This window comes from Ramlibacter tataouinensis, from assembly GCF_027941915.1.
Taxonomy (GTDB): Bacteria; Pseudomonadota; Gammaproteobacteria; order Burkholderiales; family Burkholderiaceae_C; genus Ramlibacter; species Ramlibacter tataouinensis_C.
Genome location: NZ_CP116009.1, coordinates 3,005,018 through 3,031,593, shown reverse-complemented (window position 1 = coordinate 3,031,593; position 26,576 = coordinate 3,005,018). Strand labels below are relative to the sequence as shown.

27 protein-coding genes and 1 tRNA gene are annotated in these 26,576 nt (G+C 71.2%); 16 read left to right on the top strand and 12 right to left on the bottom strand.

What is annotated here, in order from left to right; all coding sequences use genetic code 11:
- Positions 1 to 59: 59 nt before the first annotated feature.
- A complete protein-coding gene (locus PE066_RS21430) occupies positions 60 to 290 on the bottom strand; it encodes a type II toxin-antitoxin system PemK/MazF family toxin (RefSeq protein WP_369128077.1) in 231 nt (76 codons plus the stop codon).
- A 228-nt stretch (positions 291 to 518) separates the two neighbouring features.
- A complete protein-coding gene (locus PE066_RS14495; protein ID WP_271233238.1) occupies positions 519 to 1,421 on the bottom strand; it encodes a LysR family transcriptional regulator in 903 nt (300 codons plus the stop codon).
- A gap of 84 nt (positions 1,422 to 1,505) precedes the next feature.
- Here PE066_RS14495 and PE066_RS14490 point away from each other — a divergent pair, with 84 nt between their 5' ends.
- From PE066_RS14490 to PE066_RS14475, 4 genes are read left to right on the top strand one after another with little or no spacing between them, the layout of a single operon-like run.
- Positions 1,506 to 3,644: an indolepyruvate ferredoxin oxidoreductase subunit alpha gene (locus PE066_RS14490; RefSeq protein ID WP_271233237.1), complete on the top strand. Its 2,139-nt coding sequence runs from the start codon at positions 1,506 to 1,508 to the stop codon at positions 3,642 to 3,644.
- A 2-nt stretch (positions 3,645 to 3,646) separates the two neighbouring features.
- Positions 3,647 to 5,245 carry an indolepyruvate oxidoreductase subunit beta family protein gene (locus tag PE066_RS14485; protein WP_271233236.1) on the top strand — a complete coding sequence of 533 codons (1,599 nt, stop codon included), beginning with the start codon at positions 3,647 to 3,649 and terminating at the stop codon, positions 5,243 to 5,245.
- A 25-nt stretch (positions 5,246 to 5,270) separates the two neighbouring features.
- Positions 5,271 to 6,269 (top strand): Bug family tripartite tricarboxylate transporter substrate binding protein, encoded by a 999-nt coding sequence (locus PE066_RS14480; RefSeq protein ID WP_271233235.1) that lies wholly within the window; start codon positions 5,271 to 5,273, stop codon positions 6,267 to 6,269.
- A gap of 10 nt (positions 6,270 to 6,279) precedes the next feature.
- A complete protein-coding gene (locus PE066_RS14475) occupies positions 6,280 to 6,693 on the top strand; it encodes an acyl-CoA thioesterase (protein WP_271233234.1) in 414 nt (137 codons plus the stop codon).
- Between the two features lie 4 nt (positions 6,694 to 6,697).
- Here PE066_RS14475 and PE066_RS14470 read toward each other — a convergent pair whose 3' ends face one another.
- Complete coding sequence (locus PE066_RS14470) at positions 6,698 to 8,020, bottom strand: sialidase family protein (RefSeq protein WP_271233233.1); 1,323 nt, start codon at positions 8,018 to 8,020, stop codon at positions 6,698 to 6,700.
- A 157-nt stretch (positions 8,021 to 8,177) separates the two neighbouring features.
- Between PE066_RS14470 and PE066_RS14465 the strand changes: the two genes are divergently transcribed.
- Positions 8,178 to 8,453, top strand: coding sequence for a YkvA family protein (locus tag PE066_RS14465; protein WP_271233232.1), 276 nt, complete (start codon positions 8,178 to 8,180; stop codon positions 8,451 to 8,453).
- 35 nt (positions 8,454 to 8,488) lie between these two features.
- Here PE066_RS14465 and PE066_RS14460 read toward each other — a convergent pair whose 3' ends face one another.
- From PE066_RS14460 to xdhC, 4 genes are all read right to left on the bottom strand, one after another.
- The gene (locus PE066_RS14460) at positions 8,489 to 9,868 is read right to left on the bottom strand and encodes a hypothetical protein (protein ID WP_271233231.1); all 1,380 of its coding nucleotides are present in this window, start codon (positions 9,866 to 9,868) and stop codon (positions 8,489 to 8,491) included.
- A gap of 159 nt (positions 9,869 to 10,027) precedes the next feature.
- Entirely contained in the window at positions 10,028 to 11,356 is a 1,329-nt protein-coding gene (locus PE066_RS14455) for a glycerate kinase type-2 family protein (protein WP_271233230.1), read from the bottom strand.
- A 43-nt stretch (positions 11,357 to 11,399) separates the two neighbouring features.
- Positions 11,400 to 12,608 carry a urate hydroxylase PuuD gene (locus tag PE066_RS14450; protein WP_271233229.1) on the bottom strand — a complete coding sequence of 403 codons (1,209 nt, stop codon included), beginning with the start codon at positions 12,606 to 12,608 and terminating at the stop codon, positions 11,400 to 11,402.
- A gap of 14 nt (positions 12,609 to 12,622) precedes the next feature.
- Entirely contained in the window at positions 12,623 to 13,426 is an 804-nt protein-coding gene (gene xdhC, locus PE066_RS14445) for a xanthine dehydrogenase accessory protein XdhC (RefSeq protein ID WP_271233228.1), read from the bottom strand.
- 149 nt (positions 13,427 to 13,575) lie between these two features.
- Here xdhC and PE066_RS14440 point away from each other — a divergent pair, with 149 nt between their 5' ends.
- Positions 13,576 to 14,088, top strand: a complete 513-nt coding sequence (locus PE066_RS14440; RefSeq protein ID WP_271233227.1) for a hypothetical protein — start codon at positions 13,576 to 13,578, stop codon at positions 14,086 to 14,088.
- 14 nt (positions 14,089 to 14,102) lie between these two features.
- Here PE066_RS14440 and uraH read toward each other — a convergent pair whose 3' ends face one another.
- Positions 14,103 to 14,456 (bottom strand): hydroxyisourate hydrolase, encoded by a 354-nt coding sequence (gene uraH / locus PE066_RS14435; RefSeq protein ID WP_271233226.1) that lies wholly within the window; start codon positions 14,454 to 14,456, stop codon positions 14,103 to 14,105.
- A 63-nt stretch (positions 14,457 to 14,519) separates the two neighbouring features.
- Here uraH and PE066_RS14430 point away from each other — a divergent pair, with 63 nt between their 5' ends.
- From PE066_RS14430 to PE066_RS14415, 4 genes are read left to right on the top strand one after another with little or no spacing between them, the layout of a single operon-like run.
- Positions 14,520 to 15,191, top strand: coding sequence for a GntR family transcriptional regulator (locus PE066_RS14430; protein WP_440480606.1), 672 nt, complete (start codon positions 14,520 to 14,522; stop codon positions 15,189 to 15,191).
- A gap of 29 nt (positions 15,192 to 15,220) precedes the next feature.
- A complete protein-coding gene (gene puuE, locus PE066_RS14425; RefSeq protein ID WP_271233224.1) occupies positions 15,221 to 16,198 on the top strand; it encodes an allantoinase PuuE in 978 nt (325 codons plus the stop codon).
- Positions 16,199 to 16,202: 4 nt separating this feature from the next.
- The gene (uraD, locus tag PE066_RS14420; protein ID WP_271233223.1) at positions 16,203 to 17,990 is read left to right on the top strand and encodes a 2-oxo-4-hydroxy-4-carboxy-5-ureidoimidazoline decarboxylase; all 1,788 of its coding nucleotides are present in this window, start codon (positions 16,203 to 16,205) and stop codon (positions 17,988 to 17,990) included.
- Between the two features lie 7 nt (positions 17,991 to 17,997).
- Positions 17,998 to 19,242 (top strand): M20 family metallopeptidase, encoded by a 1,245-nt coding sequence (locus PE066_RS14415; RefSeq protein WP_271233222.1) that lies wholly within the window; start codon positions 17,998 to 18,000, stop codon positions 19,240 to 19,242.
- Between the two features lie 66 nt (positions 19,243 to 19,308).
- On the opposite strand, the gene PE066_RS14410 is transcribed toward PE066_RS14415, so the two are convergent.
- Positions 19,309 to 19,575, bottom strand: a complete 267-nt coding sequence (locus PE066_RS14410; RefSeq protein ID WP_271233221.1) for a GlsB/YeaQ/YmgE family stress response membrane protein — start codon at positions 19,573 to 19,575, stop codon at positions 19,309 to 19,311.
- A 328-nt stretch (positions 19,576 to 19,903) separates the two neighbouring features.
- Here PE066_RS14410 and PE066_RS14405 point away from each other — a divergent pair, with 328 nt between their 5' ends.
- From PE066_RS14405 to PE066_RS14380, 6 genes are all read left to right on the top strand, one after another.
- Positions 19,904 to 20,944, top strand: coding sequence for an ABC transporter substrate-binding protein (locus PE066_RS14405; protein ID WP_271233220.1), 1,041 nt, complete (start codon positions 19,904 to 19,906; stop codon positions 20,942 to 20,944).
- Positions 20,944 to 21,816 (top strand): ABC transporter ATP-binding protein, encoded by an 873-nt coding sequence (locus PE066_RS14400; protein WP_271233219.1) that lies wholly within the window; start codon positions 20,944 to 20,946, stop codon positions 21,814 to 21,816. Before PE066_RS14405 ends, PE066_RS14400 begins: the two co-directional genes overlap by 1 nt.
- Positions 21,813 to 22,583 carry an ABC transporter permease gene (locus tag PE066_RS14395; protein ID WP_271233218.1) on the top strand — a complete coding sequence of 257 codons (771 nt, stop codon included), beginning with the start codon at positions 21,813 to 21,815 and terminating at the stop codon, positions 22,581 to 22,583. The genes PE066_RS14400 and PE066_RS14395 overlap by 4 nt, the downstream gene beginning before the upstream one ends.
- 134 nt (positions 22,584 to 22,717) lie before the next feature.
- Positions 22,718 to 23,230: a hypothetical protein gene (locus PE066_RS14390; protein ID WP_271233217.1), complete on the top strand. Its 513-nt coding sequence runs from the start codon at positions 22,718 to 22,720 to the stop codon at positions 23,228 to 23,230.
- A gap of 138 nt (positions 23,231 to 23,368) precedes the next feature.
- Positions 23,369 to 23,641, top strand: coding sequence for a hypothetical protein (locus PE066_RS14385; protein ID WP_271233216.1), 273 nt, complete (start codon positions 23,369 to 23,371; stop codon positions 23,639 to 23,641).
- A gap of 363 nt (positions 23,642 to 24,004) precedes the next feature.
- Positions 24,005 to 24,628, top strand: coding sequence for a hemerythrin domain-containing protein (locus PE066_RS14380; RefSeq protein ID WP_271233215.1), 624 nt, complete (start codon positions 24,005 to 24,007; stop codon positions 24,626 to 24,628).
- A gap of 18 nt (positions 24,629 to 24,646) precedes the next feature.
- Here the strand turns inward: PE066_RS14380 and PE066_RS14375 are convergent.
- From PE066_RS14375 to rdgB, 3 genes are all read right to left on the bottom strand, one after another.
- A tRNA-Ser gene (locus tag PE066_RS14375) sits at positions 24,647 to 24,734 on the bottom strand.
- Positions 24,735 to 24,767: 33 nt separating this feature from the next.
- Entirely contained in the window at positions 24,768 to 25,964 is a 1,197-nt protein-coding gene (gene hemW, locus PE066_RS14370; RefSeq protein WP_271233214.1) for a radical SAM family heme chaperone HemW, read from the bottom strand.
- A complete protein-coding gene (gene rdgB, locus PE066_RS14365; RefSeq protein WP_271236583.1) occupies positions 25,961 to 26,566 on the bottom strand; it encodes an RdgB/HAM1 family non-canonical purine NTP pyrophosphatase in 606 nt (201 codons plus the stop codon). Before rdgB ends, hemW begins: the two co-directional genes overlap by 4 nt.
- Between the last annotated feature and the right edge of the window lie 10 nt (positions 26,567 to 26,576).

Sequence of the window (26,576 nt, the reverse complement as noted above, 5' to 3'; positions counted from 1 at the left end):
AACCTTCAGGGCAGCATCAAGTCGAGGCAGAACCTTGGCAGCGACTTTGCCTAGATGTTTCAGGGTTCGCTCGTCTCGGTCGATCGAGCGAAGGTGCCCGCACTCAATGACCGCGCCCTTCTCGGGCTCCAGCACCTAGTTCCTCTGCCGTCACGGGAACCTGAATCGGGGTACTTCTTGTACTGTGCTTGATCCGTGAGGGGAGCCACCACGATGGTGAGCGGCGAGACCTTATTACCGAAGTCGTTCTGGACAACGACACACGGTCTAAGCGCCAGAGTCCTTGTCATTCATCTTCTCGCCACCCGTGGCGCCGCTCAGGTCGACAAGGACGATATCGCCCCGGGTTACCGCAATCTTTGCCATGTCTCCTCCTCAGGTCTGTTGGAGACGAATATAGAACTGAAGACGGCTTGGGATGCAGCGGCGCGTCCGAACCGACCGGTTGTCTCCACTTTCACCTAGCAGCCTGTAAAAAAGCCACCGCCTCGAATCTCCAAGGCAGCCCTAAAAAACTGTTATGCGTCGAGAAAAAGTTGCTTGACTAGTACTCGAAACCACCCATTCCCCGCATCCCCCTCGAACCTCCGGCTCCAGTACAGCGAGACCGCGAACTCTCGCCCGGCCACCGGCGGCTCGACGATCGCGAAGCCGCCGGCCTCCGCGAAGCCCCGCGCGATGTTCAGCGGCATCACCACCGCCAGGTCCGTGGCGAGCACGATCGACGGCAGCGCCATGAAGTGCTCGGCCGTCAGCCGCAGCCGGTCTTCCACCCGCAGCCGCTGCAGGATGCGCAGCGTGTCGGCGTGGGTGCGCACGTTGACGAACTCCAGCTCGCGCAGCGCCTGCAGCAGCGCGGCGCCGCTGCGGCGCTTGCGGGTGAAGGGGTGGCCCGCGCGCAGCAGCACGACATAGCGGTCGCGCAGCAGCTCCAGCCGCTGGGTGTCGCGCACCATGGGCAGGAAGCCGATGGCGAAGTCGATGCGGCCGCTGTCCAGCGCGTCGGCGATCTCGTCGCGCGGCAGCGGCTGGCTGGTCAGCCGCACGCCCGGCGCGCGCTCGCGCAGCGCCACCATCAGCTCGGGCAGGAAGCGACCCTCGCCGATGTCGCTCAGGTGCAGGCGGAAGGTGCGCTGCGACGAGGCCGGGTCGAACTCCACCGACTCGCCCAGGGCGCCTTCCAGCATGGCCAGCGCGCCGGCCACCGAAGGGGCCAGCCGGTCGGCCTTGGGCGTGGGCTTGACGCCGCCGGGCGCGCGCATGAACAGCGGGTCGCGCACCAGCGTGCGCAGGCGGGTCAGGCCCTGGCTGGCGGCCGGCTGGGTCAGGCCCAGCCGCTCGGCGGCGCGGCTCACGCTGCGCGCGCGGTAGACCGCGTCGAACAGCCGCAGCAGGTTCAGGTCGACGTCCTTGAGATGCATCCTGCTTATGTCGCTTAGTCGGTTCATTGTATTGATGGATGTCGCTCCAGCGCCGACACTCGCGCTTCACGCGGAGCCGCACCCATGGAAGTCTCGTTCAGCAAGGAAATCGAACAACTGCGCCTTTCGAAGGGCGAGGTGTTCCATGGCGAGGGCATCCTCGCCATCACCAAGGCGCTGCTGCAGTCCGGCGTGGCCTACGTCGGCGGCTACCAGGGCGCGCCGGTGTCGCACCTGCTCGACGTGATGGTGCAGGCCCGCCCCTACCTCGACGAGCTGGGCGTGCACGTGGAAGCCTGCTCCAACGAGGCCTCGGCCGCCGCCATGCTGGGCGCGTCCATCCACTACCCGCTGCGCGGCGCGGTGACCTGGAAGTCGATCGTCGGCACCAACGTCGCCTCCGACGCGCTGTCCAACCTGGCCTCGCCGGGCGTCAAGGGCGGCGCGCTGATCGTGGTGGGCGAGGACTACGGCGAGGGCGCCTCGGTGATCCAGGAGCGCACCCATGCCTACGCGCTCAAGTCCACCATGTGCCTGCTGGACCCGCGCCCGCACCTGCCGCAGATGGTGAAGATGGTCGAGCACGGCTTCCGGCTGTCGGAGGCCTCCAACATGCCGGCCATCCTGGAGCTGCGCATCCGCGCCTGCCACGTGCGCGGCAGCTTCGTCGCTGCCGACAACCAGGCGCCGCCGGTGTCCACGCGCCAGCTGATGGAGAACCCCGCCGCCTTCGACTACATGCGGCTGGCGCACCCGCCGGTGACCTTCCGCCACGAGAAGCTCAAGACCGAAGAGCGCATTCCGGCGGCGCGCCGCTACATCGTGGAGAACGGGCTGAACGAGCTGATGCCGGGCCGGCGCAGCGACGTCGGCATCATCGTGCAGGGCGGGCTGTACAACTCGCTGATCCGCTCGCTGCAGCAGCTGGGCCTGGCCGACGCCTTCGGCGAGAGCGAGATCCCGCTGCTGGTGCTCAACGTCACCTACCCGCTGGTGCCCGAGCAGGTCGCCGACTTCTGCGTCGGCAAGCAGGCCGTGCTGGTGGTGGAGGAAGGCCAGCCCGAGTACATCGAGCAGGAGATCGCCACCCACCTGCGCCGGCGCGACCTGCAGACCCGGCTGCATGGCAAGGACCTGCTGCCCATGGGCGGCGAGCTGGGAGTCGAGGTGCTGGTGCAGGGCCTGCTCGGGTTCCTGGGCGACAGCGGGCAGCCGGCCCGCAACTGGCTGGACGCCAACGCCAGGCGCCGGCAGGAAGCGGCCGCCCTGCTCGCCAAGCCGCTGCCGGCGCGCCCGCCGAGCTTCTGTGTCGGCTGCCCCGAGCGGCCGGTGTTCGCGGCGCTGAAACTCGCGCAGGAGAAGATGGGCCCCGTGCACGTGGCGGCCGACATCGGCTGCCACGCCTTCGCCACCTTCGAGCCCTTTTCCATGGGCCACTCGATCCTGGGTTACGGCATGAGCCTGGCCAGCCGCGCCGGCGTGTCGCCCATGATGCAGAAGCGCACGCTGGCCATCATGGGCGACGGCGGCTTCTGGCACAACGGCCTGCTCACCGGCGTGCAGAGCGCCCTGTTCAACGGCGACGACGCCGTGCTGCTGATCTTCAAGAACGGCTACACCTCGGCCACCGGCACCCAGGAGATCATCTCGACGCCGGAGGAAGACGCCAAGGCCGCCAGCGGCGACAAGGCCCAGAGCCTGGCCCACGTCAACCGCACCATCGAATCGACGCTGCAGGGGCTGGGCGTGAAGTGGATGCGCACCGTGCACACCTACCACGTCGAGGAAATGCGGCGCACGATCATCGAGGCGTTCACCAGCGACTTCGACGGCCTGAAGGTGATCATCGCCGAGGGCGAGTGCCAGCTCGAGCGGCAGCGCCGCATCAAGCCCTGGATCGCCGGCCTGCTGAAAAAGGGCAAGCGCGTGGTCCGCGTCAAGTACGGCGTCGACGAGGACGTGTGCAACGGCGACCACGCCTGCATCCGGCTGTCGGGCTGCCCGACGCTGACGCTCAAGGACAACCCCGATCCGCTCAAGGTGGACCCGGTCGCCACCGTGATCGACGGCTGCGTGGGCTGCGGCCTGTGCGGCGCCAACGCCCATGCGGCGACGTTGTGCCCGAGCTTCTACCGCGCCGAGGTGGTGCAGAACCCGAAGTGGCACGAGCGCCTGATCCACTCCCTGCGCGGCGCCGTCGTCCGCGCCCTCCAGCCCGCCTGAACATGAACGCATCCCCCATCACCCTGCTGGTCTGCGCCCTGGGCGGCGAAGGCGGCGGCGTGCTGACCGAATGGCTGGTCGACGCGGCGCGCCGCGCCGGCCACCCGGCCCAGGCCACCTCCATTCCCGGCGTCGCCCAGCGTACCGGCGCCACCACCTACTACATCGAGGTGCTGCCGGTGCCGCTGGCCCAGCTGGGCGGGCGCGAGCCGGTGTTCAGCCTCAGCCCGGTGCCGGGCGCGCTGGACGCGCTGGTGTCGTCCGAGCTGCTGGAGACCGCGCGCCAGATCGGCAACGGCATGGCCTCGCCCGATCGCACCCGCGTGCTCAGCTCCACCGCGCGCCTGCTGACCACGCAGGAGCGCATGCAGCTGGCCGACGGCCGGGTCGAGGCCACCGACCTGCTCAAGGTGGTGCAGGTTTTCAGCCGCGAGCACCAGGTGTTCGACATGAACGCGGTGGCCAAGGAATGCGGCACCGTGGTCAGCGCCGTGATGCTCGGTGCGATTGCCGGCAGCGGACTGTTTCCGTTCGAGCGGCGCTGCTACGAGCAGGCGATCTGCGGCGGCCGCGAGCCGCAGCAGGCCGGCGGCATGGCGCAGGCCAGCCTGCGCGGCTTCGCCCGCGCCTTCGACATCGTGGCGCAGCGCCGGGTGCAGGCCGACTTCGTCGCGCAGCTGATGGCGCCGGCGCAGGCCGCCGCCAAGGCCGCGGCCCCCGTCCGGCACGCCGAGGACTTCCCCCAGCCGGTGCAGGAAATGTTCGCCCTGGGCTACGCGCGCCTGCTCGACTACCAGGACCGCGCCTACGCCGATCTCTACACGCAGCGGCTGCGCCAGGTGCTGGCGGCCGAGCGCGAAGCCGATCCGGCCGGCGCCCACGGCTTCGCGATCACGCGCGAGATGGCGCGCTGGCTGGCCCTGTGGATGGCGTTCGACGACATCGTGCGGGTCGCGGCGCTGAAGGCCCGGGCCACCCGCGCCGACCGCGTGCGCGGTGAAGTCAAGGCGGCCGAGGGCGAGCTGCTCAAGGTCTATGACCACTTCAAGCCGGGCGTGCCCGAGTTCGCCGCCCTGCTGCCGATCGGGCCGGCGCAGCGGCTGCTCGCCTGGGACCGGCGCCGCATCGCCGCCGGGCGCGAGCCGTGGGCCATGCCGCTGAAGGTCGGCACCCACACCGTGTTCGGCATGCTGGCGCTGCGCACGCTGGCCAGCCTGAAGGGCCTGCGGGTGCGCGGCAGCCGCTTCGCCTTCGAGCAACGCATGATCGGCCAGTGGCTCGACGGCGTGCTGCAAGGCACGCGCCGCGACTGGCACCTGGGCCACGAGATCGCCCTGTGCGGCCGCCTGATCAAGGGCTACGGCGCCACCAACGAGCGCGGCAAGCACTCGCTGCTGCACGTGCTGGAGCACCTGGCCGCCGGGCCCGACGCGGCCGCCGCTGCCCGCGCCATCGCCGAGGCGCGCGCCGCCGCGCTGGCCGACGATGCCGGCACGGCGCTGGATGCCGCGCTGGTGCGGCATGGCGCGCCGCCGCGCGAGATCCAGCCGCAACCGATCCGATTCGTGCGCAAGCCCAAGGGCTCGCGCCTGCCTGCCTGACCCACAGAAGACCCCGGAGGACGACATGAAGAAACCCATCCCTTTCCTGCTGAACGCCGCGCCGCGGCGCGCCCTGCTGGCGCTCGGCCTCGCCGCCCTGCTCGGCACGCCGCTGGCCCACGCCCAGGCGTGGCCGGCCAAGCCGGTCAAGGTGGTGGTCAACTTCGCGCCCGGCGGCGCCGCCGACCAGATCGCCCGCGCCATCGGCCAGCCGCTGTCGGAAGCGCTGGGCCAGCCGGTGGTGATCGAGAACCGCGGCGGCGCCAACGGCAACATCGGCGGCGAGGCGGTGGCCAAGAGCGCACCGGACGGCTACACGCTGCTCATGAGCTCGGGCGGCATGGTGTCGGTCAACCCGCACCTGTACGCGAAGATGGCGTTCGATCCGGCCAAGGACCTGGTGCCGGTGGCCGCCGCCGCGCGGATCGCGGTGTACCTGATGGCCAAGCCCGCGCTGCCGGTGGCCAACGTGCAGGAGTTCGTGCAGTACATGAAGGCCAACCCGGGCAAGCTGTCGTTCGGCTCGCCGGGCACCGGCAGCTCGCCGCACCTGGCCGCCGAGATGATGAAGAGCCAGGCCGGCCTGTTCGCCGTGCACGTGCCCTACCGCGGCGCCGCGCCGGCGCTGCAGGACCTGCTGGCCGGCCAGCTCGATTTCTTCTTCGACCCCGGCATCGGCCTGCAGCACGCCAAGAGCGGTCGCCTGAAGCTGCTGGCGGTGGGCAGCCTGAAGCGCTCGCCGCTGTTCCCGGACGTGCCGACGCTGCACGAAGCCGGGCTGAAGAACTTCGATGCGGACACGGTGTTCGGCTTCTACGCGCCGGCCGGCACGCCGGCCGAGGTGATCGATCGTCTGAACCGCGAGATCAACAAGATCCTGCAGACCAAGGCGATGCAGGACCGGCTGGTGGCCATGGGCGGCGAGGCGCTGCCAGGCTCCGCGGCGCAGTTCGGCGCCCGCGCGCTGGACGACTCCAAGCGGTTCGGCGCCATCATCAAGGCGCGCGGCATCTCGGCCGATTGACAATCAGGGGATGACAAGAGAGATCGTCTTCACCCAGCGGGTCGAGTTCGGCGACTGCGACCCGGCCCGCATCGTCTGGTTTCCCAACTTCTTCCGCTGGCTCGATGCCGCTTCGCGGCACTTCTTCGTCTCCTGCGGCGTGCCGTCCTGGAGCGAGACCGAGCGGGACACCGGCCTGATCGGCACGCCGCTGGTGGACACGCATGCGCGCTTCATCAAGACCGCCACGTACGGCGACACGCTGCAGATCCGCACCCGTATCGCCGAGTGGCGCGGCAAGAGCTTCGTGATGGCCTACCGCGTGCTGCGCGGCGACGACCTGCTGATGGAGTGCGAGGAGGTGCGCATCTTCGCCGCTAGGCGCGAGGACGGCAGCATCTACGCGCTGCCGGTGCCGGCGGACATCCGGCGCCTGTGCGAATAGCCGTCTAGCGCAGGCGCCCGCGCAGCAGCCAGACCCGGCTGTGCGAGCCCTCGCGCAGGCTGCTGTTGACGATCGCCAGTTCCCCGCTGGCGTTGACCGCCAGCTTGGGGATCAGCAGCCCCTGCGAGCTGCCGTTGAAGCCGCCCTCCGGGTCGCGGCTGTGCGGCACCACGGCCATCGGCGCGAAGTGCTCGCCGCCGTCGGTCGACACGCCCAGGCCCAGCGCCCGCGGCCGCTGGCGCGGGTCCTCCTGCAGTTCGGCCAGCACATACACCGTGCCGCGGCCGTCGATGGCCAGCGACGGGTAGCCGGCGCTGGCATACGGCGGCGGCAGGCGGGCCGAGACGGTGCGCGCCGCTTCGAAATGCCGGCCGCCGTCGCGCGAGCGGGCGTGCAGGATGCGCTGGCGCTGCAGGGGCGCGCCCTCGCTCTCGCCCCAGGCGACGTGCAGCACGCCGTTCGCGTCCACGGCCAGCCGGGGCGCGTCGGAGTAGCCGGCGCTGCGTGCCACCCGCACCGGCTCGGCGAAACGCTCGCCATCGGCCGCGCGCGCCAGGTGGATGTCGGCGTCGGGGCGGTCGCCTTCGGTCCAGGCCAGCAACAGGGCGCCGTCGGACGCAATGGCGAGCGACGGCGCCCGAACCGGGGCTTGCCCGGCCCCGCCCGCGATGCGCCGCGGCGCGGCGAACGATCGGCCGCCATCGCGCGAGCGCGCCAGCCACAGGGTGCCTTCGTATTCGGTCCAGGCCGCGACGACCCGGCCGCCGGGCGCCGCCAGCAGGTCGTAGCTGCCGTTGTGCCAGATCTCCGGCGTGATGCGGCCCTTGCCGTCGCCACCCGGCGATGACGACAGGTTCAGCGGCGCGTCGAAACTGCGGCCCCCATCGCCCGAACGCGCCAGCATCATCTCGCCGCCGTGCGAGCCGCCGGAGAAGATGATCTCCTGCCACAGCAGGTACACCACCGCCGGGTCCTCGGGTGCCAGGGCAAGGCGCGGCAGCCAGGAAAAGGTATCGGGCTGGCGCGAGACCTCGACCGGCCCGGACGCAGCGCGCCCATCGGTGCCGTGGCGCTGCACCAGCACCGCCTTGCGCGCCTGGTCGACCCAGGCCACCACGGCGCTGCCGTCCGGCGCCAGCGCGACAGCCGGATCGTCCACGAAGTCGTAGCGCGAGTCGTTCTGCCGCCAGGCACCGCGCAGGCCCGGGCCGCGGGCCAGCTCCACCGGACCCTGCCACTGCAGCGCAGGTTCGCCCGCGGGCGCGCCGGCGCGCGCAGCAGCCAGGGCCGGGGCGGACAACAGCAGGAGCAGGGCTCGCCGGTGCATGGGCGCTTGGACGCGGGCCGTGCCCTGCGGTTCGCCCGGCCGTGGCGGGTCCGAGCGCTGTGTAACGCCCCGTACCAGCCCCTTGCAGCGCCCCCGTCCGCCGCCACCTGTGCGGCAATGCGCGCCGCGGCGCGCGCCAGACCCCTGCGGAGCGCCCATGTTCAAACGCCTGACCCTGCTGTGGACCCTCGTGCGCGGCGACGCGCGCCAGCTCTGGTTCGCGCTGCGGCACCCGGCCGCGCCGGGCTGGCTCAAGCTCGGCACGGCGCTGGTCGCGCTGTACCTGCTGTCGCCGATCGACCTGCTGCCCGACGCGATCCCGTTCGTCGGCGTGGTCGACGACCTGGTGCTGGTGCCGCTGGCGATCCGCTGGATGCTCAGCCGCCTGCCGCCGGAGCTGGCGCGCGCCAGCGCGCAGCGGCGCGCGCACTGAGGTCCCGGCGCGACGGCCGCGCGCCACGACCGGTGTCAGGAGCCGGCGGCCGGCAGCAGGAGCACCAGGAAGGCATCGGAGCTCATCGCCAGGATGGCTCCAGTGCGGGAGATGGCGAACGCCGTGAGCAGCTCCACGCCGGAGACGCGGGTGTTCAGGTCCACCATTCCCCGATCCGCGGTCCAGATGAAGGCATGGGTGCGATCCGTGCCGGCCAGCGCCGACCGCCCGACCACCTGGCCCGAGTCGTTGATGGCGGTGGCGATCGACGAAGGGCCGCCCAGCGTGCCGAGGTCCCGCATCGTGCCGCCGGACCAGAGGAAGGCATGCGGCCGCGGTTCGCTGCCCAAGGCGATGTCGGACTGTCCCACCACCTGCCCCGCGTTGTTGAGCGCCTCGGCGCTGGACTGCCGCCCGCCCAGCGTGCCCAGGTCGCGCAAGCCGCCCTGCTCGCTCCAGAGGAAGGCATGGTGGGTCAATCCTTCCTGCGAAGGATCGGGCGCGAACTCGGCCTGGCCGGCGACCTGCCCGTCGTCGTTCAGGTCCTTCGCGATCGCATTGGGTCCGCCGAAGGTGCCCAGGTCGCGCAGGCCGGCGGCCGCGCTCCAGAAGAAGGCGTGGGTGATCGGCTGCGGGCCGTCGGTGCGCATCGAGCCGGCCACCTGGGCGGCTTCGTTCAGCCGCAACGCCGAGGTCTGGGTGAAGGGCGCCGGCGGCTCGCCCAGCTCCATGCGGCCGGAGCCCTCGGTCCACAGGAAGGCGCGCTGGGGGCTGCTGGAGCCGATGCCGCCCACGGCAGACTGCGTGCCGGCGACCTGGCCGGCCTCGTTGATGGCCGCCCCCGCGGAAGACCCGCCTTCGGGCGCGCCCAGGTCCAGCGGCGGAATCGGGCCGCTGCCGGCGGCCGGGGTCCAGCGCGCGGCGTGCGTGCGGCCGTCGTCCATCTGGATGCCGCCGGCCACCTGCCCGGCCTCGTTCAGGGCGGTCGCGAACGACCACCGGAAAGGCGAGAAATCGAGCAACCGGGAGGTGTTGGTGTTGCCGTCGAAGAAGGTGGCGAAACGGCCGGCGTGCGAGGCCGTCACGGCCATCTGGCCGGCCGCGTTGACGCAGGTGTGGCAGCTGCCGTCGTCGTAGGGGGTCAGCTGGAAGACGCGGTACTGGGCAACGGCCACGTCGCCCCCGCCGCCCATGGCGCCGCCGTTGCCGGTCGTACCGCCGCCTGAAGCGGTGCCGCCCGTGCCGCCGCCTGCCGTGCCACCACCGGCGACGGCGTCACCACCGCCGGCGACCTCGCCGATGCCTGTGCCGCCATCGCCCCCGCCGCCGCAAGCCGCGAGGCCGGCCACCAGGATCACGCGCAGCAACCACGGTCGCCAGTTCCCGGCGACCAGGGGACGAGCGAAATGCGGCATGGCGCTCTCTCCTGAAGCGCCGCCACGGTAGGCCCTTGCCCAGGGCATGGCACATGCCGTTCTGTAAGCGGCGTTTCACTTGGACACTGAGCTGGGTACCAGCTCGGCCGTGCCTGTTCCCGCAGTCTCCGGCCGGCAGGCGGTCCTGGGATGCGTCCGTCAGAGCACCAGCAGCGCGCGGAAATCGTTGACGTTGGTGTGGGTCGGGCCGGTGACCAGCAGGTCGCCCACCGCGCCGAAGAAGCCGTAGGCGTCGTTGCGCTGCAGGTGGGCGTCGACCTTGAGGCCGGACGCCATCGCGCGCGCCAGCGTGTCGGGCGCGACGAAGGCGCCGGCGTTGTCTTCCATGCCGTCGATGCCGTCGGTGTCGGCCGCCAGCGCCCAGACGCCGGGTTCCGACTGCAGGGCCTGCGCCAGCCCCAGGCAGAACTCGCCGGCGCGGCCGCCGCGGCCCGGTGCCGCGCCGGCGGGCGGCTTGCGCACCGTGACGGTGGTCTCGCCGCCCGACAGGATCACGCACGGCCGGGCAAACGGCTGGCCGTGCCGCGCCACCGCGCGCGCCAGCGCCGCGTGCACCTTGCCGACCTCGCGCGACTCGCCCTCGATCTCGTCGCTGAGGATGTGGGCGGCCAGCCCGGCCGCGCGGGCCACCTCGGCCGCTGCCTGCAGCGACTGCTGCGGCGTGGCGATCAGGTGCACCTGCTGGCCGTCGAAGGCCGCATCGCCCGGCTTGGGCGTCTCCAGCGCGCCCTGCTCCAGCAGGCTCATGACCGCTCCGGGCACGTCGATGCCGTAACGCTGCAGGATGGCCACCGCGTCGGCGCAGGACGTCGCATCGGGCACCGTCGGGCCGCTGGCGATGATCGACGGGTCGTCGCCCGGCACGTCGCTGATGGTGAGCGTGACCACCCGCGCCGGCGCGCAGGCGGCGGCCAGGCGCCCGCCCTTGATGCGCGAGAGGTGCTTGCGCACGCAGTTCATCTCGGCGATGTTGGCGCCGCTGGCCAGCAGCTCGCGGTTGATGCGCTGCTTGTCCTGCAGCGACAGTTGTTCCGCCGGCAGCGTCAGCAGGGCCGAGCCGCCGCCCGAGATCAGGCACAGCACCAGGTCGTCGGGCGTGAGGCCGTGCGCCAGCGACAGGATGCGCTGCGCCGCGGCCAGCCCGGCCGCATCGGGCACCGGGTGCGCCGCCTCCACCACCTCGATGCGCCGGGGCAGCCCGGGCGGGCGCGGCGGCACGTGGCCGTAGCGGGTCACGACCAGGCCCGACAGCGGCGCCTCGGCCGGCCACAGCGCTTCCACCGCCTGGGCCATCGCCCCGCCGGCCTTGCCCGCGCCCAGCACCAGCGTGCGGCCCCTGGGCGGCGGCGGCAGGAAGGGCGCGGTGTTGTGCAGCGGCAGCGCGCGGTGCACGGCCGCGCGGAACAGGTGCTCGAGGAAGGCGCGCGGCTCGCGCCGCGGATCGGGAGGGAGGGCCGGGTGTTCCACAGCGGACGATTGTGCCGCCCGGCCAGGCCCGCTCACGCCCGCGTCACTCCACCCGGGCGCCCTGCTGGAACCAGCGGCCGAGCAGCGCGCGCTCGGCGTCGGTCATGCCGGTCGCGTTGTTCAGCGGCATCAGCTTGGCCTCCACCGCCTGCTGCTGGACGGCGGCGGCGTGCTGCCGCAGCGCCTCGGGCGAATCCAGCCGCACGCTCTTCATCTGCACCTGCTCGCCATGGCACAGGTAGCAGCGCTGCGCCAGCACGGGCTGGATCTGCGCGTAGCCGACCTTCTCCGGCAAGGCCGGCGCGGCCGCCGCGCTGCGGTCCGCGGCCGGCGCCATCCAGGCCGCGGTGGCGGCGATCAGGGCGACGCCCACCAGCGCATAGGGCAGCGGATGGCGGTTGCGCCCGAGCTTCCAGCCGTGGCGCAGCACGAAGAACTGGCGGATGGCGGCGCCGGCGGCCATCAGCAGCACCAGCACCAGCCAGTTGCGCGGGTGGTCCCACAGGAAGCTGTAGTGGTTGGACAGCATGGCCAGCAGCACCGGCAGCGTGAAGTAGGTGTTGTGCACGCTGCGCTGCTTGCCGCGGATGCCGTGGATCGGGTCCACCGGCTGGCCGGCGCGGATCGAGGCGACCATCTTGCGCTGGCCGGGGATGATCCAGAACAGCACGTTGGCGCTCATGGCGGTGGCGATCATGGCGCCCACCAGGAGGAAGGCGGCGCGCCCCGGGAACCAGTGGCAGGCCAGCCAGGACGCCAGCGCCACCAGCACCGCCACCGCCGCGCCGACGATGCGGTCGCCGTTCGGCCGGCTGCCGAACACGCGGCAGATGGCGTCGTAGGCCAGCCAGAACACCACCAGGAAGCCGATCGCCACCGCGCCGGCCAGCGACGGCGACCAGCTGCTGCGCGCCGGGTCGATCAGGTAGCTGCTGGCGTTCCACAGGTAGGACACCGCAAACAGCGCGAAGCCCGACAGCCAGGTGGTGTAGGCCTCCCAGTAGAACCAGTGCAGGTGGGCCGGCAACTGCGGCGGCGAGACCGCGAACTTCACCGGGTGGTAGAAGCCGCCGCCGTGCACCGCCCACATCTCGCCCGACACGCCCTGGCGCTTGAGGTCCTCGTCCTGCGGCGGCGTGAGGCTGGAGTCGAGGAACACGAAATAGAAGGAAGACCCGATCCAGGCGATGGCGGTGATGACGTGCAGCCAGCGCAGCAGCAGGTTGGACCAGTCGAGCAGGTAGCTTTCCATGGGGGTCGATGCGTTCAGGCGGGCGCGGACGCCGCTTGCAGGAGTTGGGCGACCGCCGCCACCGCGATCACCGCCGGCTGCTTGCCGGCGATGCCCGCGATGCCGATCGGGCAGTGCACAGCGGCCAGTTCGGCCGCGCCGAAGCCGCGGTGCTCCAGCCGGTGGCGGAAGGTCGCCCACTTGGTCTTGCTGCCGATCAGGCCGATGAAGGGCAGGTCGGCGCGTTCGCGGCGGCGCTGCAGGCAGGCCGCCAGGATGTCCAGGTCCTCGGCGTGGCTGAAGCTCATGATCAGCACCAGGCTGCCGGGGGTCAGCAGCGGCACCGCGCGCTGGACCGGGTCGGAGTGCTCGCACTGCACGTTGGCGGGCAGCTGCGCGGGGAACACGCCGTCGCGGCTGTCGATCCAGGTGAGCTGCAGCGGCAGGCCTTCGAACAGGCGTGCGATCGCGCTGCCGACGTGGCCGCCCCCGAACAGCGCCACCGGGGTGAGCGGACGCGCCAGCCGCCGCTGCAGGGCCGGCGCGTCGGACGCGGCGACAGCCTCGAAGTCGAGTTGCACCACGCCGCCGCAGCACTGGCCCAGGCTGGGGCCCAGCGCGTAGCGCTGCCGGTGCGGCGCCGCCGCACGGCCACGGAGGATCTCGCGCGCCAGCGCGATTGCATCGAATTCCAGCCGGCCGCCGCCGATGGTGCCGGCTTCGCCCTGCGGCAGCACCAGCATCCAGGCGCCCGGCTCGCGCGGGCCCGAGCCCTCGACCGATGCCACCGTGACCAGCACGGCGCGGCCCTGCGCGGCGAGTTCGGCAAAGGCGTCCATCACACCTGCGCCCCGCTTGTCTGTGTCGGTGGGCAACAGGCGAACACAGCGGTAAGAAACAACGTAAGGAATTTCACGCTGGCGGGCTGGCTCAGCAGCACGGATGATCGCGCCCGGCAGGCCCGGCCTGCCGAGCCCGAGGAGAGAAGATGAAGAAGTTGTCGTTGCGCGGTGCCGGCTGGCTGGTGGCCGGCGGCACCGCCGCCCTGCTCGCCGCCTGCACTTCCACGCCCCTGCCGCCGCCCGAGCCCGAGCCGCCGGTCGTGGTGATCCCGCCACCCGCCGAACCGCCGCCGGTGGTGGAGCCGGCCCCTAGAGCGGTTTCTTCCGCCAGCACGCCGCGCGCCTACCGGCGCGATGCCGCCGGCCACCTGTACACGCTGCACCGCGATCGCATCTACAAGGGCCGCATGCCGCCGCTGCTGTATGCCATCGGCGTGATCCAGGTCGAGGTGGACGGCAAGGGTGAGGTGCGCGACGTGAGCTGGATGCGCGCACCGCGCCACGCCCCCGAGGTGATCGCCGAGATCGAGCGCATGGTGCGCGCCGCCGCGCCCTACCCCGTGCCCGCCCGCATGGGCAAGGTGGTCTACACCGACACCTGGCTGTGGCACAAGAGCGGCCGCTTCCAGCTCGACACCCTGACCGAGGGACAGGACTGAGGCGACGGGGGACTTCATGACCCCCGGTACGTCGAATAGCTCCAGGGGCTGACCAGCAGCGGCACGTGATAGTGCTCGTTCGGCCGGGCGATGCCGAAATCGATGGCGACCTGGTCGAGGAAGGGCGGATCCGGCAGCGCGACACCGCGCGAGCGGAAGTAGCCGGCCACGTCGAACACCAGCCGGTAGGTGCCGGCCCGCAGGTCCTCGTTGCGGTACAGCGGCCCGTCGGGGTTGCGCCCGTCGGCATTCAGCGTGAAGCGGCGCACCAGCGCGGACTGGCCGGCCTGGGTGGTGAACAGCGCCACCGCCATGCCGCCGGCCGGCGTTCCATGCATCGTGTCCAGCACGTGGGTGCTCAGGCCCATGTTCAGCTCCTGATGGTCGAGCGAAGTGTATACACTTTCGTGGACACCACTATCATGCCGGCTGTGCAGACCTCGACGACCAGCCTCATCGCACGCGCGCTGACCCAGGCCATAGCCGGGCACCGGCTGCAGCCGGGCACCAAGCTGGCCGAGCAGAAGCTGGCCGACCACTTCGGGGTCTCGCGCACGCTGGTGCGGCAGGCGCTGCACCAGCTGGCCCAGCGCCGGCTGGTGCGGCTGGAGCCGGCGCGCGGCGCCTTCGTGGCGGCGCCCACGGTGGAGGAAGCGCGGCAGGTGTTCGCCGTGCGCCGCATGCTGGAGCTGGAGATGACCCGTGCCTTCGCGCGCCAGGCGACGCCGGCGCAGTTGCGCGCGCTGCGCGAGCACATCGCCCGCGAGAAGGCCGCGCTGGAGGGCGACGACACGGCCGCCGGCATCGGCCTGCTGGGCGAGTTCCACGTGCGCATCGCCGAGCTGATGGGCAACGAGGTGCTGGCGCAGCTGCTGCGCGACCTGATCTCGCGCAGCTCGCTGATCACCCTGATGTACCAGCGCGCCGGCGCCGCCCGCCACTCGCAGCAGGAACACGTGCAGATCGTGCGCGCGCTGGCGGCGCATGACGAAGCCCGGGCGGTGCTGCTGATGCAGCAGCACCTGGACAACGTCGAGGCCAGCCTGGCCTTCGACCGGCCGCTGCCCGGCCACGACATCGCGCAGGCGCTGGCCGCCGCCTGAGAAGCTGAGCACCCCGCAAGGACACCGACGTGAGCGACATCTACGACTGCACCGCCGCCTACCCGCGCGACCTGGCCGGCTACGGCCGCAACCCGCCGCACGCCCGGTGGCCGGGCCAGGCCCGCATCGCGGTGCAATTCGTCCTGAACTACGAGGAAGGCGGCGAGAACGCGGTGCTGCACGGCGACGCCGGCTCCGAGCAGTTCCTCTCCGAGATGTTCAACCCCGCCAGCTACCCGGCGCGGCACCTGAGCATGGAAGGCATCTACGAGTACGGCTCGCGCGCCGGCGTGTGGCGCATCCTGCGCGAGTTCGAACGGCGCGGCTTGCCGCTGACGGTGTTCGGCGTCGGGATGGCGCTGCACCGGCACCCGGAGGTGACGGCCGCCTTCGTCGAGCTGGGCCACGAGATCGCCAGCCACGGCTGGCGCTGGATCCACTACCAGGACGCCGACCCCGAATTCGAGCGCGAGCACATGCAGCTGGCGATCGGCGCCATCGAGCGGCTGACCGGCGTGCGCCACGGCAGCCCCGGCGCGATCCACGGCGCCGGCTGGTACACCGGCCGCGACAGCCCCAACACCCGCCGGCTGGTGGCCGACGACGGCGGCTTCGAGTACGACAGCGACTACTACGGCGACGACCTGCCGTTCTGGATGAAGGTCGGCCGCTCCGACGGCCGGGTGGTGCCGCACCTGGTGGTGCCCTACACGCTGGACACCAACGACATGCGCTTTTCGCTGCCGCAAGGCTTCGCCCAGGCCGAGGACTTCTTCACCTACCTGCGCGACAGCTTCGACGCGCTCTACGCCGAGGGCGACCCGAACGGACTGGACCGGCCCAAGATGATGAGCGTGGGCATGCACTGCCGCCTGCTCGGCCGGCCCGGCCGCATCGTCGCGCTGCAGAAATTCCTGGACCACATCGAGCGGCACCAGCACGTGTGGGTGTGCCGCCGCATCGACCTGGCCCGCCACTGGAAGCAGACCCACCCCTTCCCCGGTTGAACCCATGCCCCTGACCCTGGACACACTCAATGCCGCCGCCGCCGACGAGGCCGCACGCCTGCTGGACGGCGTCTACGAGCACTCGCCGTGGATCGCGCAGGCCGCCGTCGCGCAGCGGCCGTTCCGCTCGCTGGCCGGCCTCAAGCACGCGCTGGCGCAGGTCGTCCAGCACGCCGGCCCCGAGCGCCAGCTGGCGCTGCTGCGCGCCCACCCGGAGCTGGCCGGCAAGGCCATGGTGAGCAGGACGCTGACGGCCGAATCCACGAACGAGCAGGGCAGGGCCGGCCTGGCCGACTGCACGCCGCAGGAATTCGCGACGATCCAGCAGCTCAATGCCGACTACAACGCGAAATTCGACTTTCCCTTCATCCTGGCGGTGCGCGGGCCGCGCGGCACCGGGCTGACGCGCGCCGAGATCATCGCAACCTTCGAGCGCCGGCTGGGCAATCCGGTGGAAGTGGAACTCGCCGAAGGACTGCGCAACGTGCACCGCATCGCGGAGATCCGCCTGGACGACAAGTTCGATGCGACGCCGGTGCAGGGCGAGCAGGTGTGGGACCAGCTCGAGCGGCTGGCGCAGTTCAGCGATCCCGGCTTCAAGGAGCAGGGTCAGCTCACCGTGACCTACCTCACCGAGGCGCACCGCGCGGCGGCGGCAAGGATCGTGCAGGACATGCAGGAGGCCGGGTTCGACGAGGTGTCGGTCGATGCAGTGGGCAACGTGGTCGGCCTGTACCGGGCCGGCCAGGATGCCGGGGGCGAAGCCCGGCGGCTGCTGACCGGCTCGCACTACGACACCGTGCGCAACGGCGGCCGGTACGACGGCCGGCTGGGCATCTACGTGCCGATCGCCTGCGTGCGCGAACTCGCGCGCCGGCAGCGCCGGCTGCCCTTCGACGTCGAGGTGGTGGCCTTCGCCGAGGAGGAAGGCCAGCGCTACAAGGCCACCTTCCTGGGCTCCGGTGCGCTGATCGGCGCGTTCGACGCGGCCTGGCTGGACCAGCGCGATGCCGACGGCGTCGCCATGCGCGAGGCCATGCAGCGCGCCGGCCTGCCGGCCACGCTGGAATCGATCGCGGCGCTGCGGCGCGACCCGGCGCGCTACCTGGGCTTCGTCGAGGTGCACATCGAGCAGGGGCCGGTGCTGAACGAGCTGAACCTGCCGCTGGGCGTGGTCACCTCGATCAACGGCGGCGTGCGCTACCTGTGCGAAGTGACCGGCATGGCCAGCCACGCCGGCACCACGCCGATGGACCGGCGGCGCGATGCCGCGGTCGGCGTGGCCGAACTGGCGCTGTACGTCGAGCAGCGCGCGGCGCGCGACGGCGACTCGGTCGGCACCATCGGCATCCTCACCGTGCCGGGCGGCTCCACCAACGTGGTGCCCGGGCGCTGCCAGTTCACGCTCGACCTGCGCGCGCCCAACGATCCGCAGCGCGATGCCCTGGTGGCCGACGTGCTGGCGCAACTGCAGGCGATCTGCGAACGGCGCGGCCTGCACTTCACCTGCGAGCAGACCATGCGCGCCGCCGCCGCGCCGAGCCACCCGCAGTGGCAAGCCCGCTGGGAGCGCGCAGTCGACTCGCTGGGCCTTCCGCTGCACCGCATGCCCAGCGGCGCCGGCCACGATGCGATGAAGCTGCACGAGGTGATGCCGCAGGCCATGCTGTTCGTGCGCGGGCAGAACGCCGGCATCAGCCACAACCCGCTGGAGAGCACCACCGCCGCCGACATCGAGCTGGCGGTGCGCGCCCTGCACCACCTGCTCGACGGGCTCGCCCGCCCCGCCTGAATACGCCATGACGAACCACGACAAGCTCGACGCCTGGATCGACGCCCACTTCGACGAAGAAGTCCGATTCCTGCAGCAGCTGGTGCGCGTGCCCACCGACACGCCGCCCGGCAACAACGCGCCGCATGCCGAGCGCACGGCCGAGCTGCTGCAGGGCTTCGGCTTCGAGGCCGAGAAGCACCCGGTGCCGGCCGCCGAGGTGCAGGCCCGGGGGCTGCAGTCGATCACCAACCTGGTGGTGCGGCGCCGCTACGGCGAGGGCCGCACCATCGCGCTCAACGCCCATGGCGACGTGGTGCCGCCCGGCGACGGCTGGCAGCACGACCCGTATGGCGCGCAGATCGAGGACGGCTTCCTGTACGGCCGCGCGGCGGCGGTGAGCAAGAGCGACTTCGCCAGCTTCACGTTCGCGGTGCGAGCGCTGGAGTCGCTGCAGGCGCCGCTGGCCGGCAGCGTGGAGCTGCACTTCACCTACGACGAGGAGTTCGGCGGCGAGCTGGGGCCGGGCTGGCTGCTGCGGAACGGCATCACGCGCCCGGACCTGCTGGTCGCCGCCGGCTTCAGCTACGAGGTGGTGGTGGCGCACAACGGCTGCCTGCAGATGGAAGTGACGGTGCAGGGCGACATGAGCCACGCCGCCATCCCGGACAGCGGCACCGACGCGCTGCAGGGCGCGGTGCACATCCTGCAGGCGCTGTACCGGCTGAACGCGCAGTACCTGCAGGTCCGCTCCAACGTGCCCGGCATCAGCCACCCCTACCTGAACGTCGGCTGGATCGCCGGCGGCACCAACACCAACGTCGTGCCGGGCAAGGTCCAGTTCAAGCTCGACCGGCGGATGATCCCCGAGGAGGACCCGGCCGAGGTGGAGGCCGCGCTGCGCTCGACCATCGAGCAGGCCGCCCGCTCGTTCGATCCGCCGCGCGGCGGCAAGGGCATCCGGGTGGAGGTGCGGCGCCTGCTGCTGGCCCGGGCCATGGTGCCGCTGGCGGGCAACCGGCCGCTGGTGGAGGCGCTGCAGCGCAACGCCCAGGCGGTGTTCGGCGAAACGGTGCCCGCGGTGGGTACGCCGCTGTACACCGATGTGCGCCTGTACACCGAAGCCGGCATCCCCGGCGTGATCTACGGCGCCGGACCGCGCAGCGTGCGCGAGTCCAACGCCAAGCGGGCCGACGAGCGCCTGGCACTGGAGGACCTGCGCCGCGCCACCCAGGTCATCGCCCGCACGCTGCTGGACCTGCTTGCCAAATGACAAGACCGGGCTCGGCCCGGCCTTGTCCGACGGCGGCTGCGACGTGGCGCAGCGGCTGGCGTGCGCTCAGCGCACGCGGCCGCGGCGGAACAGGTTGACGATGGCCAGCAGGATGATGGCGCCGACCAGCGACACCAGGACCGAGCCGATGCTGATGCCCTCGTTGATGGTGCCCACACCCACCATCGGCGAGATGATCCAGCCGCCGAGGAAGGCGCCGATGATGCCGACGACCACGTTCAGCAGGATGCCCTGCTGCCCGTCGGTGCGCATGATCAAGCTGGCCAGCCAGCCCACGACACCACCCACGATCAACCAGATGAGAAAGCCCATGATGCACTCCTTTGATGCCGCGTACGGCTCTTGTTGATAGCGGCCGGACCCCTGGCCTCGACCCCCTGCCGCCCCTTTGTCGGCAGCCGGTGATCGCAATATGGTTGCGTACCCCTAGCGCAGGCGTAGTCGGGGGCACAGGCTGACCGTGCGCGGGGTTCGCGAGGAAACGTCAGACAACCCCTACCTCGGCCCGGGCCTGCGCCGCACCCGCGAGAGCCGGTATTTCCCCGGGGAGAAAGGCTGCGGGGCCAAGGCGACAATGCCGCGCGGCAGCACCACACCTGAGCCAGCAGCCGCCCGCATCCACCCAACCTTTCCAACAGCCATGACGACCCGAAGAATCCTCATCCAGACCCTGGCGACCCTCGCGGCGAGCGCCGCCTTCACCGGGGCTTCGGCGCAGTCGGGCACACCCGTCAAGTTCCTGCTCGATTGGCGCTTCGAGGGCCCGGCGGCGCTGTTCCTGCAGCCGCTGGCCAAGGGGTACTTCAAGCAGGCCGGCCTCGACGTGTCCATCGACGCCGGCACCGGCTCCGGCGCCGCCGTCCAGCGCATCGCCACCGGCACCTACGAGATGGGGTTCGCCGACCTGGCCGCCCTGATGGAGTTCCACGCCAACAACCCGGATGCGCCGAACAAGCCGGTGGCCGTGATGATGGTCTACAACAACACGCCGGCCGCCGTGCTCGCGCTGAAGAAGTCCGGCATCAAGTCGCCCGCCGACCTGACCGGGCGCAAGCTCGGCGCCCCGGTGTTCGACGCCGGCCGGCGCGGCTTTCCGATCTTCCAGAAGGCCAACAGCGTCGGCAACGTCAACTGGGTGTCGATGGACCCGCCGCTGCGCGAGACCATGCTGGCCCGCGGCGACGTGGACGCCATCACCGGCTTCGGCTTCACCTCGCTGCTCAACCTGGAGGCGCGCGGGGTCAAGATGCAGGACGTGGTGGTCATGCCCTACTCGCAGCACGGCGTGAAGCTGTACGGCAACGTGATCATCGCCTCGCCCAAGCTGGTGCGCGAGAACCCGGCGGCGGTCAAGGCCTTCCTGTCGGCCTTCGCGCGCGGCGCCAAGGAAGTGATGGCCAACCCCGACGCCTCGATCGAGCACGTCAAGCAGCGCGACGGCATCATCAACGTCGAGCTGGAAAAGCGCCGCCTGCGCATGGCCATCGACGCGGTGATCGCCAGCCCCGACGCGCGTGCCGACGGCTTCGGCCAAGTCAACCCGGGCCGACTGTCGCTGATGGCTTCGCAGGTCTCCGATGCCTTCGCCACCAAGACCCGCGTCAACGCCGACGCCGTCTGGAACGGCAGCCTGTTGCCGGCCAAGGCCGAGCTCGACGTGCTGCCGCCGGCCCGCAAGTGATGGCGGGCGAAGGCACCGCCTTCATCGAATTCCAGGACGTCTGGCTGGCCTACAACGACGAACTGCTCGCGGCCGGGCAGTTCGCGGTGGAGGCCATCGACCTGCAGGTGCAGCAGGGCGAGTTCATCGCCATCGTCGGGCCCTCGGGCTGCGGGAAATCGACCTTCATGAAGCTGGCCACCGGGCTGCGCATGCCCTCGCGCGGGCGCATCCGCATCGCCGGCGAGCCCGTCACCGGGCCGCTGAAGATCTCCGGCATGGCGTTCCAGGCGCCTTCGCTGCTGCCCTGGCGCACCACGGTCGACAACGTGCTGCTGCCGCTGGAGATCGTCGAGCCCTATCGCCGCCAGTTCAAGGCGCGCCGGGCCGAGTTCGAGCAGCGGGCCCGCGAGCTGCTGCGCAAGGTCGGCCTGGCCGGCTACGAGGACAAGTACCCCTGGCAGCTGTCGGGCGGCATGCAGCAGCGTGCCAGCATCTGCCGCGCGCTGATCCACGAACCCCAGATGCTGCTGCTGGACGAACCGTTCGGCGCCCTCGATGCCTTCACCCGCGAGGAGCTGTGGTGCATCCTGCGCGACCTGTGGACCGAGCAGCGCTTCAACGTGATCCTGGTCACCCATGACCTGCGCGAATCGGTGTTCCTGGCCGACACGGTCTACGTCATGAGCCGCAGCCCGGGCCGCTTCGTGGTGCGCCGCGAGATCGACCTGCCGCAGCCGCGCGAGCTGGAGCTCACCTACACCAAGCACTTCACCGACGTGGTGCACGAGCTGCGCGGGCACATCGGCGCGATCCGCCGCAGCTCCGGCGCGCCGCCCCAAACGCCAGTGAGCGTGGGGCCCCAAAGTCCCGGCGTGGAGGTGTCCCGATGACGACCGGCAAGACCTTCGAGCGCTGGGCGCCGGTGTTGCTGGGCACGCTGCTGGTGCTGCTCTGGCAGGCCGGCGTGGTCGCCTTCGACGTGCCGGAATTCATCTTCCCCAGCCCCTGGCAGATCGCCCAGCAGTTCACCGAATTCAAGGGGCCGCTGCTGGCGGCAGCCTGGGCCACCTTCTGGGTCACCATGGTCGGCTTCGCGCTGTCGATCGTGGCGGGGGTGCTGCTGGGCTTCCTGATCGGCTCGTCGCGGCTGGCCTACGCCGCCGTCTATCCGCTGATGGTCGGCTTCAACGCCATCCCCAAGGCGGCCGTGGTGCCGATCCTGGTCGTGTGGTTCGGCATCGGCATCGGGCCCGGCATCCTGACGGCCTTCCTGATCTCCTTCTTTCCCATCATGGTCAACATCGCCACCGGGCTGGCCACGCTGGAGCCGGAACTGGAGGACGTGCTGCGCGTGCTGGGCGCCCGGCGCTGGGACGTGCTGGTCAAGGTCGGGCTGCCGCGCGCCATGCCCTACTTCTACGGCTCGCTGAAGATCGCCATCACGCTGGCCTTCGTCGGCACGGTGCTGGCGGAGATGACCGCCGGCGACTCGGGCATCGGCAACCTGATCCAGAGCGCGGGCAGCCAGCAGCGCATGCCGCTGGCCTTCGCCGGGCTGGTGGCGATCAGCATCATGGCCATGGCCATGTACGAGCTGTTCAGCTGGATCGAGCGGCACACCACCGCCTGGGCGCACCGCGGTTCGCAGGGGCAGTAACCAGACCGGGGGGTGCAAGCACGGTCCTACGGGGAGAGCCGCCAGCGGCCGCCCCGGGCCGTTCGCCCGCTCCGGCATCCAGCGCCGGCAAGCCGGGCTAGATTGGCGGGATTCCAGTTCCGAAGGAGCCCGCCATGAAAGCCAAGCTGCGGCTGCGCTCGCGCCAGCCCCTGTTGTCGTTCGCCGCCTTCTCGCTGCTGGCACTGGGCGCCGCCACCGCCCAGGTGGCCGCCGCGGCCGATGCGGCCCCGCCCGCCGAATCCGCCGCCAGCTACCGCGCGCAAGTGCAGGACTGCAAGGCGGGGCGCACCCAGCAGGACCGCGCCACCTGCCTGCTGGAAGCGCGCAACGCGCATGCCGCCCAACAGCGCGGCGCCCTTTCCAACGGCGCCAGCCCGGCGCAGTACGAAGCCAACGCGATGGCCCGCTGCGAGGTGTTCAAGGATGCCGAAAGCAAGGCGGCCTGCGAGGCGCGCGTGATGGGCTATGGCAACGTGAGCGGCAGCGTGGCGGGCGGCGGCGTGCTGCGGGAAGTCGAGACCGTGGTCCTGCCGCCGGGCCAGGACTCGGTCACCATCGAACCCAAGACGTCGGACCCGGTGCTGCTGGTGCCGGTCCCGGCCACCCAGGTGAAGCCGGCACAGTAGTCCGGCGCCCGGGTGGGCTGCGCGTAACAGCGCGCAGCCGAGCCTGCGTCCTACACCGCGGGCTGCGCCTGCCGCTAGCCTTGTAGCGTTGTGCAGCGCCCGGCTGGACGGGGCGCGAAGACGAAGGGACGCAGCTCCATGGAAGACCCGAAAACGCCTGCCGCGCGGCAGCAGCCCGAGCCTGCCCGTGCCCGCCACGGCTACCGCAACGAAGTGAACTGGGAGGGCGGCTCCGGCCGCGGCGACATGCCCAGCGGCGACCCGTCACGGCTGAGCGGGCGCCAGCCCTACGGCAACCAGGGGCCGGTGGAGACACCCAGCAGCGGCACGGAATATGCCGGCGGCAACCGGCGCGAGCGATCCGGCCGCACCGCCGAGCAGTTCGATCAGATCAAGGGCACCCCGCCCTGACGACGGAAGCCGGTCGCCGCGTCAGAGCACGCCCAGCAGCATCAGGATGACGATGACGACGAGCGGTACGCCCAGCAGCCAAAGGATCACCGGCATTGGAATCTCCCGTGTTTCTGATGGCCAGAAGGTAACCGCCGCCACCGGCCGCCCCTGAGGGGCCGGGACCCCTCATGAGGTAGGTGCCGTGCCCGGCGCGCTGTCGTCGGATGGCGGACCGGCGTTCCGGTCGACCAGGCCGCGCGGTGCACCACCCGGTGGGGCGTTGCTCCTACACCGGTGCGCCCCGGCGCCCCGCATCATGCCCTGCAGCCTGCGCGGCCACCTGGATCTCGCATGGCACTGAATGCAGCAAAGGAGCTTCGCATGACCTCCCCTTCCATCCTCAGCCGGATGTCGCCCACCATCACCAACATGATCCGCATGGACCACGCCCATGTGGTCTCGGCCTTCCACCAGTACCAGATCGACACGCCGGCGCGCGTGAAGAAAGGCCTGGCCGACAACATCTGCCTGGCCCTGGAGGTGCATGCGCAGCTGGAGGAGGAGATCTTCTATCCGGCCATGCGCGAGGTGGAGCCGGGCGAGGCGATCGACAAGTCGCGCGCGGACCACGACGAGATGCGCAGCCTGATCGCGCGGCTGCGCGCGCTGCAGCCGCAGGACGCCGGTTTCGACCAGACCGTGTTCGACCTGATGCGCACCGTGCTGCACCACGTGGCCGAGGAGGAAACACAGCTCCTGCCGCAGGCCGAACGCCTGCTGTCCGGCCAGTTGTCCGAGATGGGGGCGCGCATGACCCGCCGGCGCCTGCAGCTGATCGGCCCGCGCAGCGGTGAACTGGCCGGCAGCATGGCGCGGTCGATGAGCAGCGGCACGCTGCTGGCGGCGGCCGGTGCACTGGCGGCGGCCGGCGGACTGCTCCTGGCGAGAAGGTCCGGGGAGGGATCGCGCGGGAACTGGACGCACACACCGCGCGCGGGGCACTGAGGGGCTGGACTGCCGTCTTGGCGGAAGCGGTGAGATTCGAACTCACGGACGCCTTGCGACGTCGCCGGTTTTCAAGACCGGTGCATTCAACCGCTCTGCCGCTTCCGGGGGAAGCCGCATTCTAGTGTTCGGCCGGCGTTCAGCCGGCCAGGAACAGGCCCTGCAGGTCGCTCAGGAAGTCGAAGCCGCGCTCGGTCGGACGCACCCAGCCGGCCTCCACCTCGAGCAGGCCCTTGGACTGGGCCTGCGCGAGTTGCGGCTCGATTGCCGACAGCGGCAGGCCGGTGCGCTCGAAGAAAGACTGCAGCGCGAAGCCGCGGCGCAGCCGCAGCGCATTGAGCATGAACTCGAAGGGCAGCTGGCGGCGCGGAACCTCTTCTTCCTGCGTGACGGCATTGCCGGCCAGTGCCTTTTCCATGTAAAGGCGAGGCTCGCGAAAGCGCACCTGCCGCACGACGCGGTGCGGAAAGCTCAGCTTGCCGTGGGCGCCGGCGCCCAGCCCGAGGTAGTCGCCGAACTGCCAGTAGTTCAGGTTGTGGCGGCAGGCGTGGTCCGGCTTGGCATAGGCCGAGACTTCGTAGCGCTCCAGGCCGGCGCCCGCGGTCATCTCGGTGATCCGGTCCAGCATGGCGTAGGCCAGGTCGTCCTCGGGCAGCGGCGGCGGATGCTTGGCGAAGAAGGTGTTGGGTTCGATCGTCAGGTGGTAGACCGACAGGTGCGGCGGCATCAGCGCCAGCGCCTGGGTGAGGTCCTGTTCCAGCATCGCCAGGTCCTGCCCTGGCAAGGCATACATCAGGTCCAGGTTGAAGGTCCCGAAGGCCAGCGCGGCTTCCTCGGCGGCGGCGATCGCCTGCGCCCGGTCGTGCACGCGGCCCAGCGCGCGCAGGTGCGGGTCGCTGAAGCTTTGCACGCCGATCGACAGGCGCGTGACGCCGGCGTCGCGGAAGGCACGGAAGCGGTCCTTCTCGAAGGTGCCGGGGTTGGCTTCCAGCGTGATCTCGCAGCCCGGCTCCAGCTTCAGCCGTGCGCGCAGCCCGGCGATGAGGCCTTCGATCGCCGCCGGCGAGAACAGGCTGGGCGTGCCGCCGCCGATGAACACGCTGTACACGGTGCGGCCCCACACCAGCGGCAGCGCCGCTTCCAGGTCGGCCATCAGGGCATCGATGTAGCGCTGCTCGGGCACGGCGCCGCCCTGCGCCTCGTGCGAATTGAAGTCGCAGTAGGGGCATTTGCGCAGGCACCAGGGCAGGTGCACGTACACCGACAGCGGCGGCAGCGCCGGCAGCTGCAGCAGGCCGGGGCGCAGGTAGTGCGAGGCGTCCACCGGCGTGTTCACAGCCAGCGCTCCCGCATCAGCTCGACCATCTGCCGCGCGGCCTGGCCGCGGTGGCTGTGGGCGTTCTTCACCTCGGGCGGCAACTGGGCGAAGGTCTTGCCGAAGGCGGGAATGAACATCACCGGGTCGAAGCCGAAGCCATTGCCGCCGGCCGGCTCGCGCGCGATCTGGCCGACGGCGCGGCCGACGGCGATCAGCGGCTCCGGGTCTTCCGGCGCGCGCACGGCCACCAGCGTGCTGACCAGGGCGGCACGGCGGTTGTCCACGCCGCGCATCTGCTCCAGCAGCGCGCGCACGTTGTGGTCGTCGCCCTTTTCGTAGCCGAACTGCGTCGCGTAATAGGCGGTGTCCACACCGGGCAGCCCGCCGAAGGCATCGACGCACAGCCCCGCGTCGTCGGCCAGTGCCGGCAGGCCGCTGTGGCGGGCGGCGTGGCGGGCCTTGGCCAGCGCGTTCTCGACGAAGGTGCGGAACGGCTCTTCCGCCTCCGGGATGCCCAGTTCGGCCTGGCGCACCAGCTGCACGCCCAGCGGCGCCAGCATGGCCTGCAGCTCCGCCAGCTTGCCGCGGTTGTTGGAGGCCAGCACGATGCGCGACACCATCAGGGCGGTC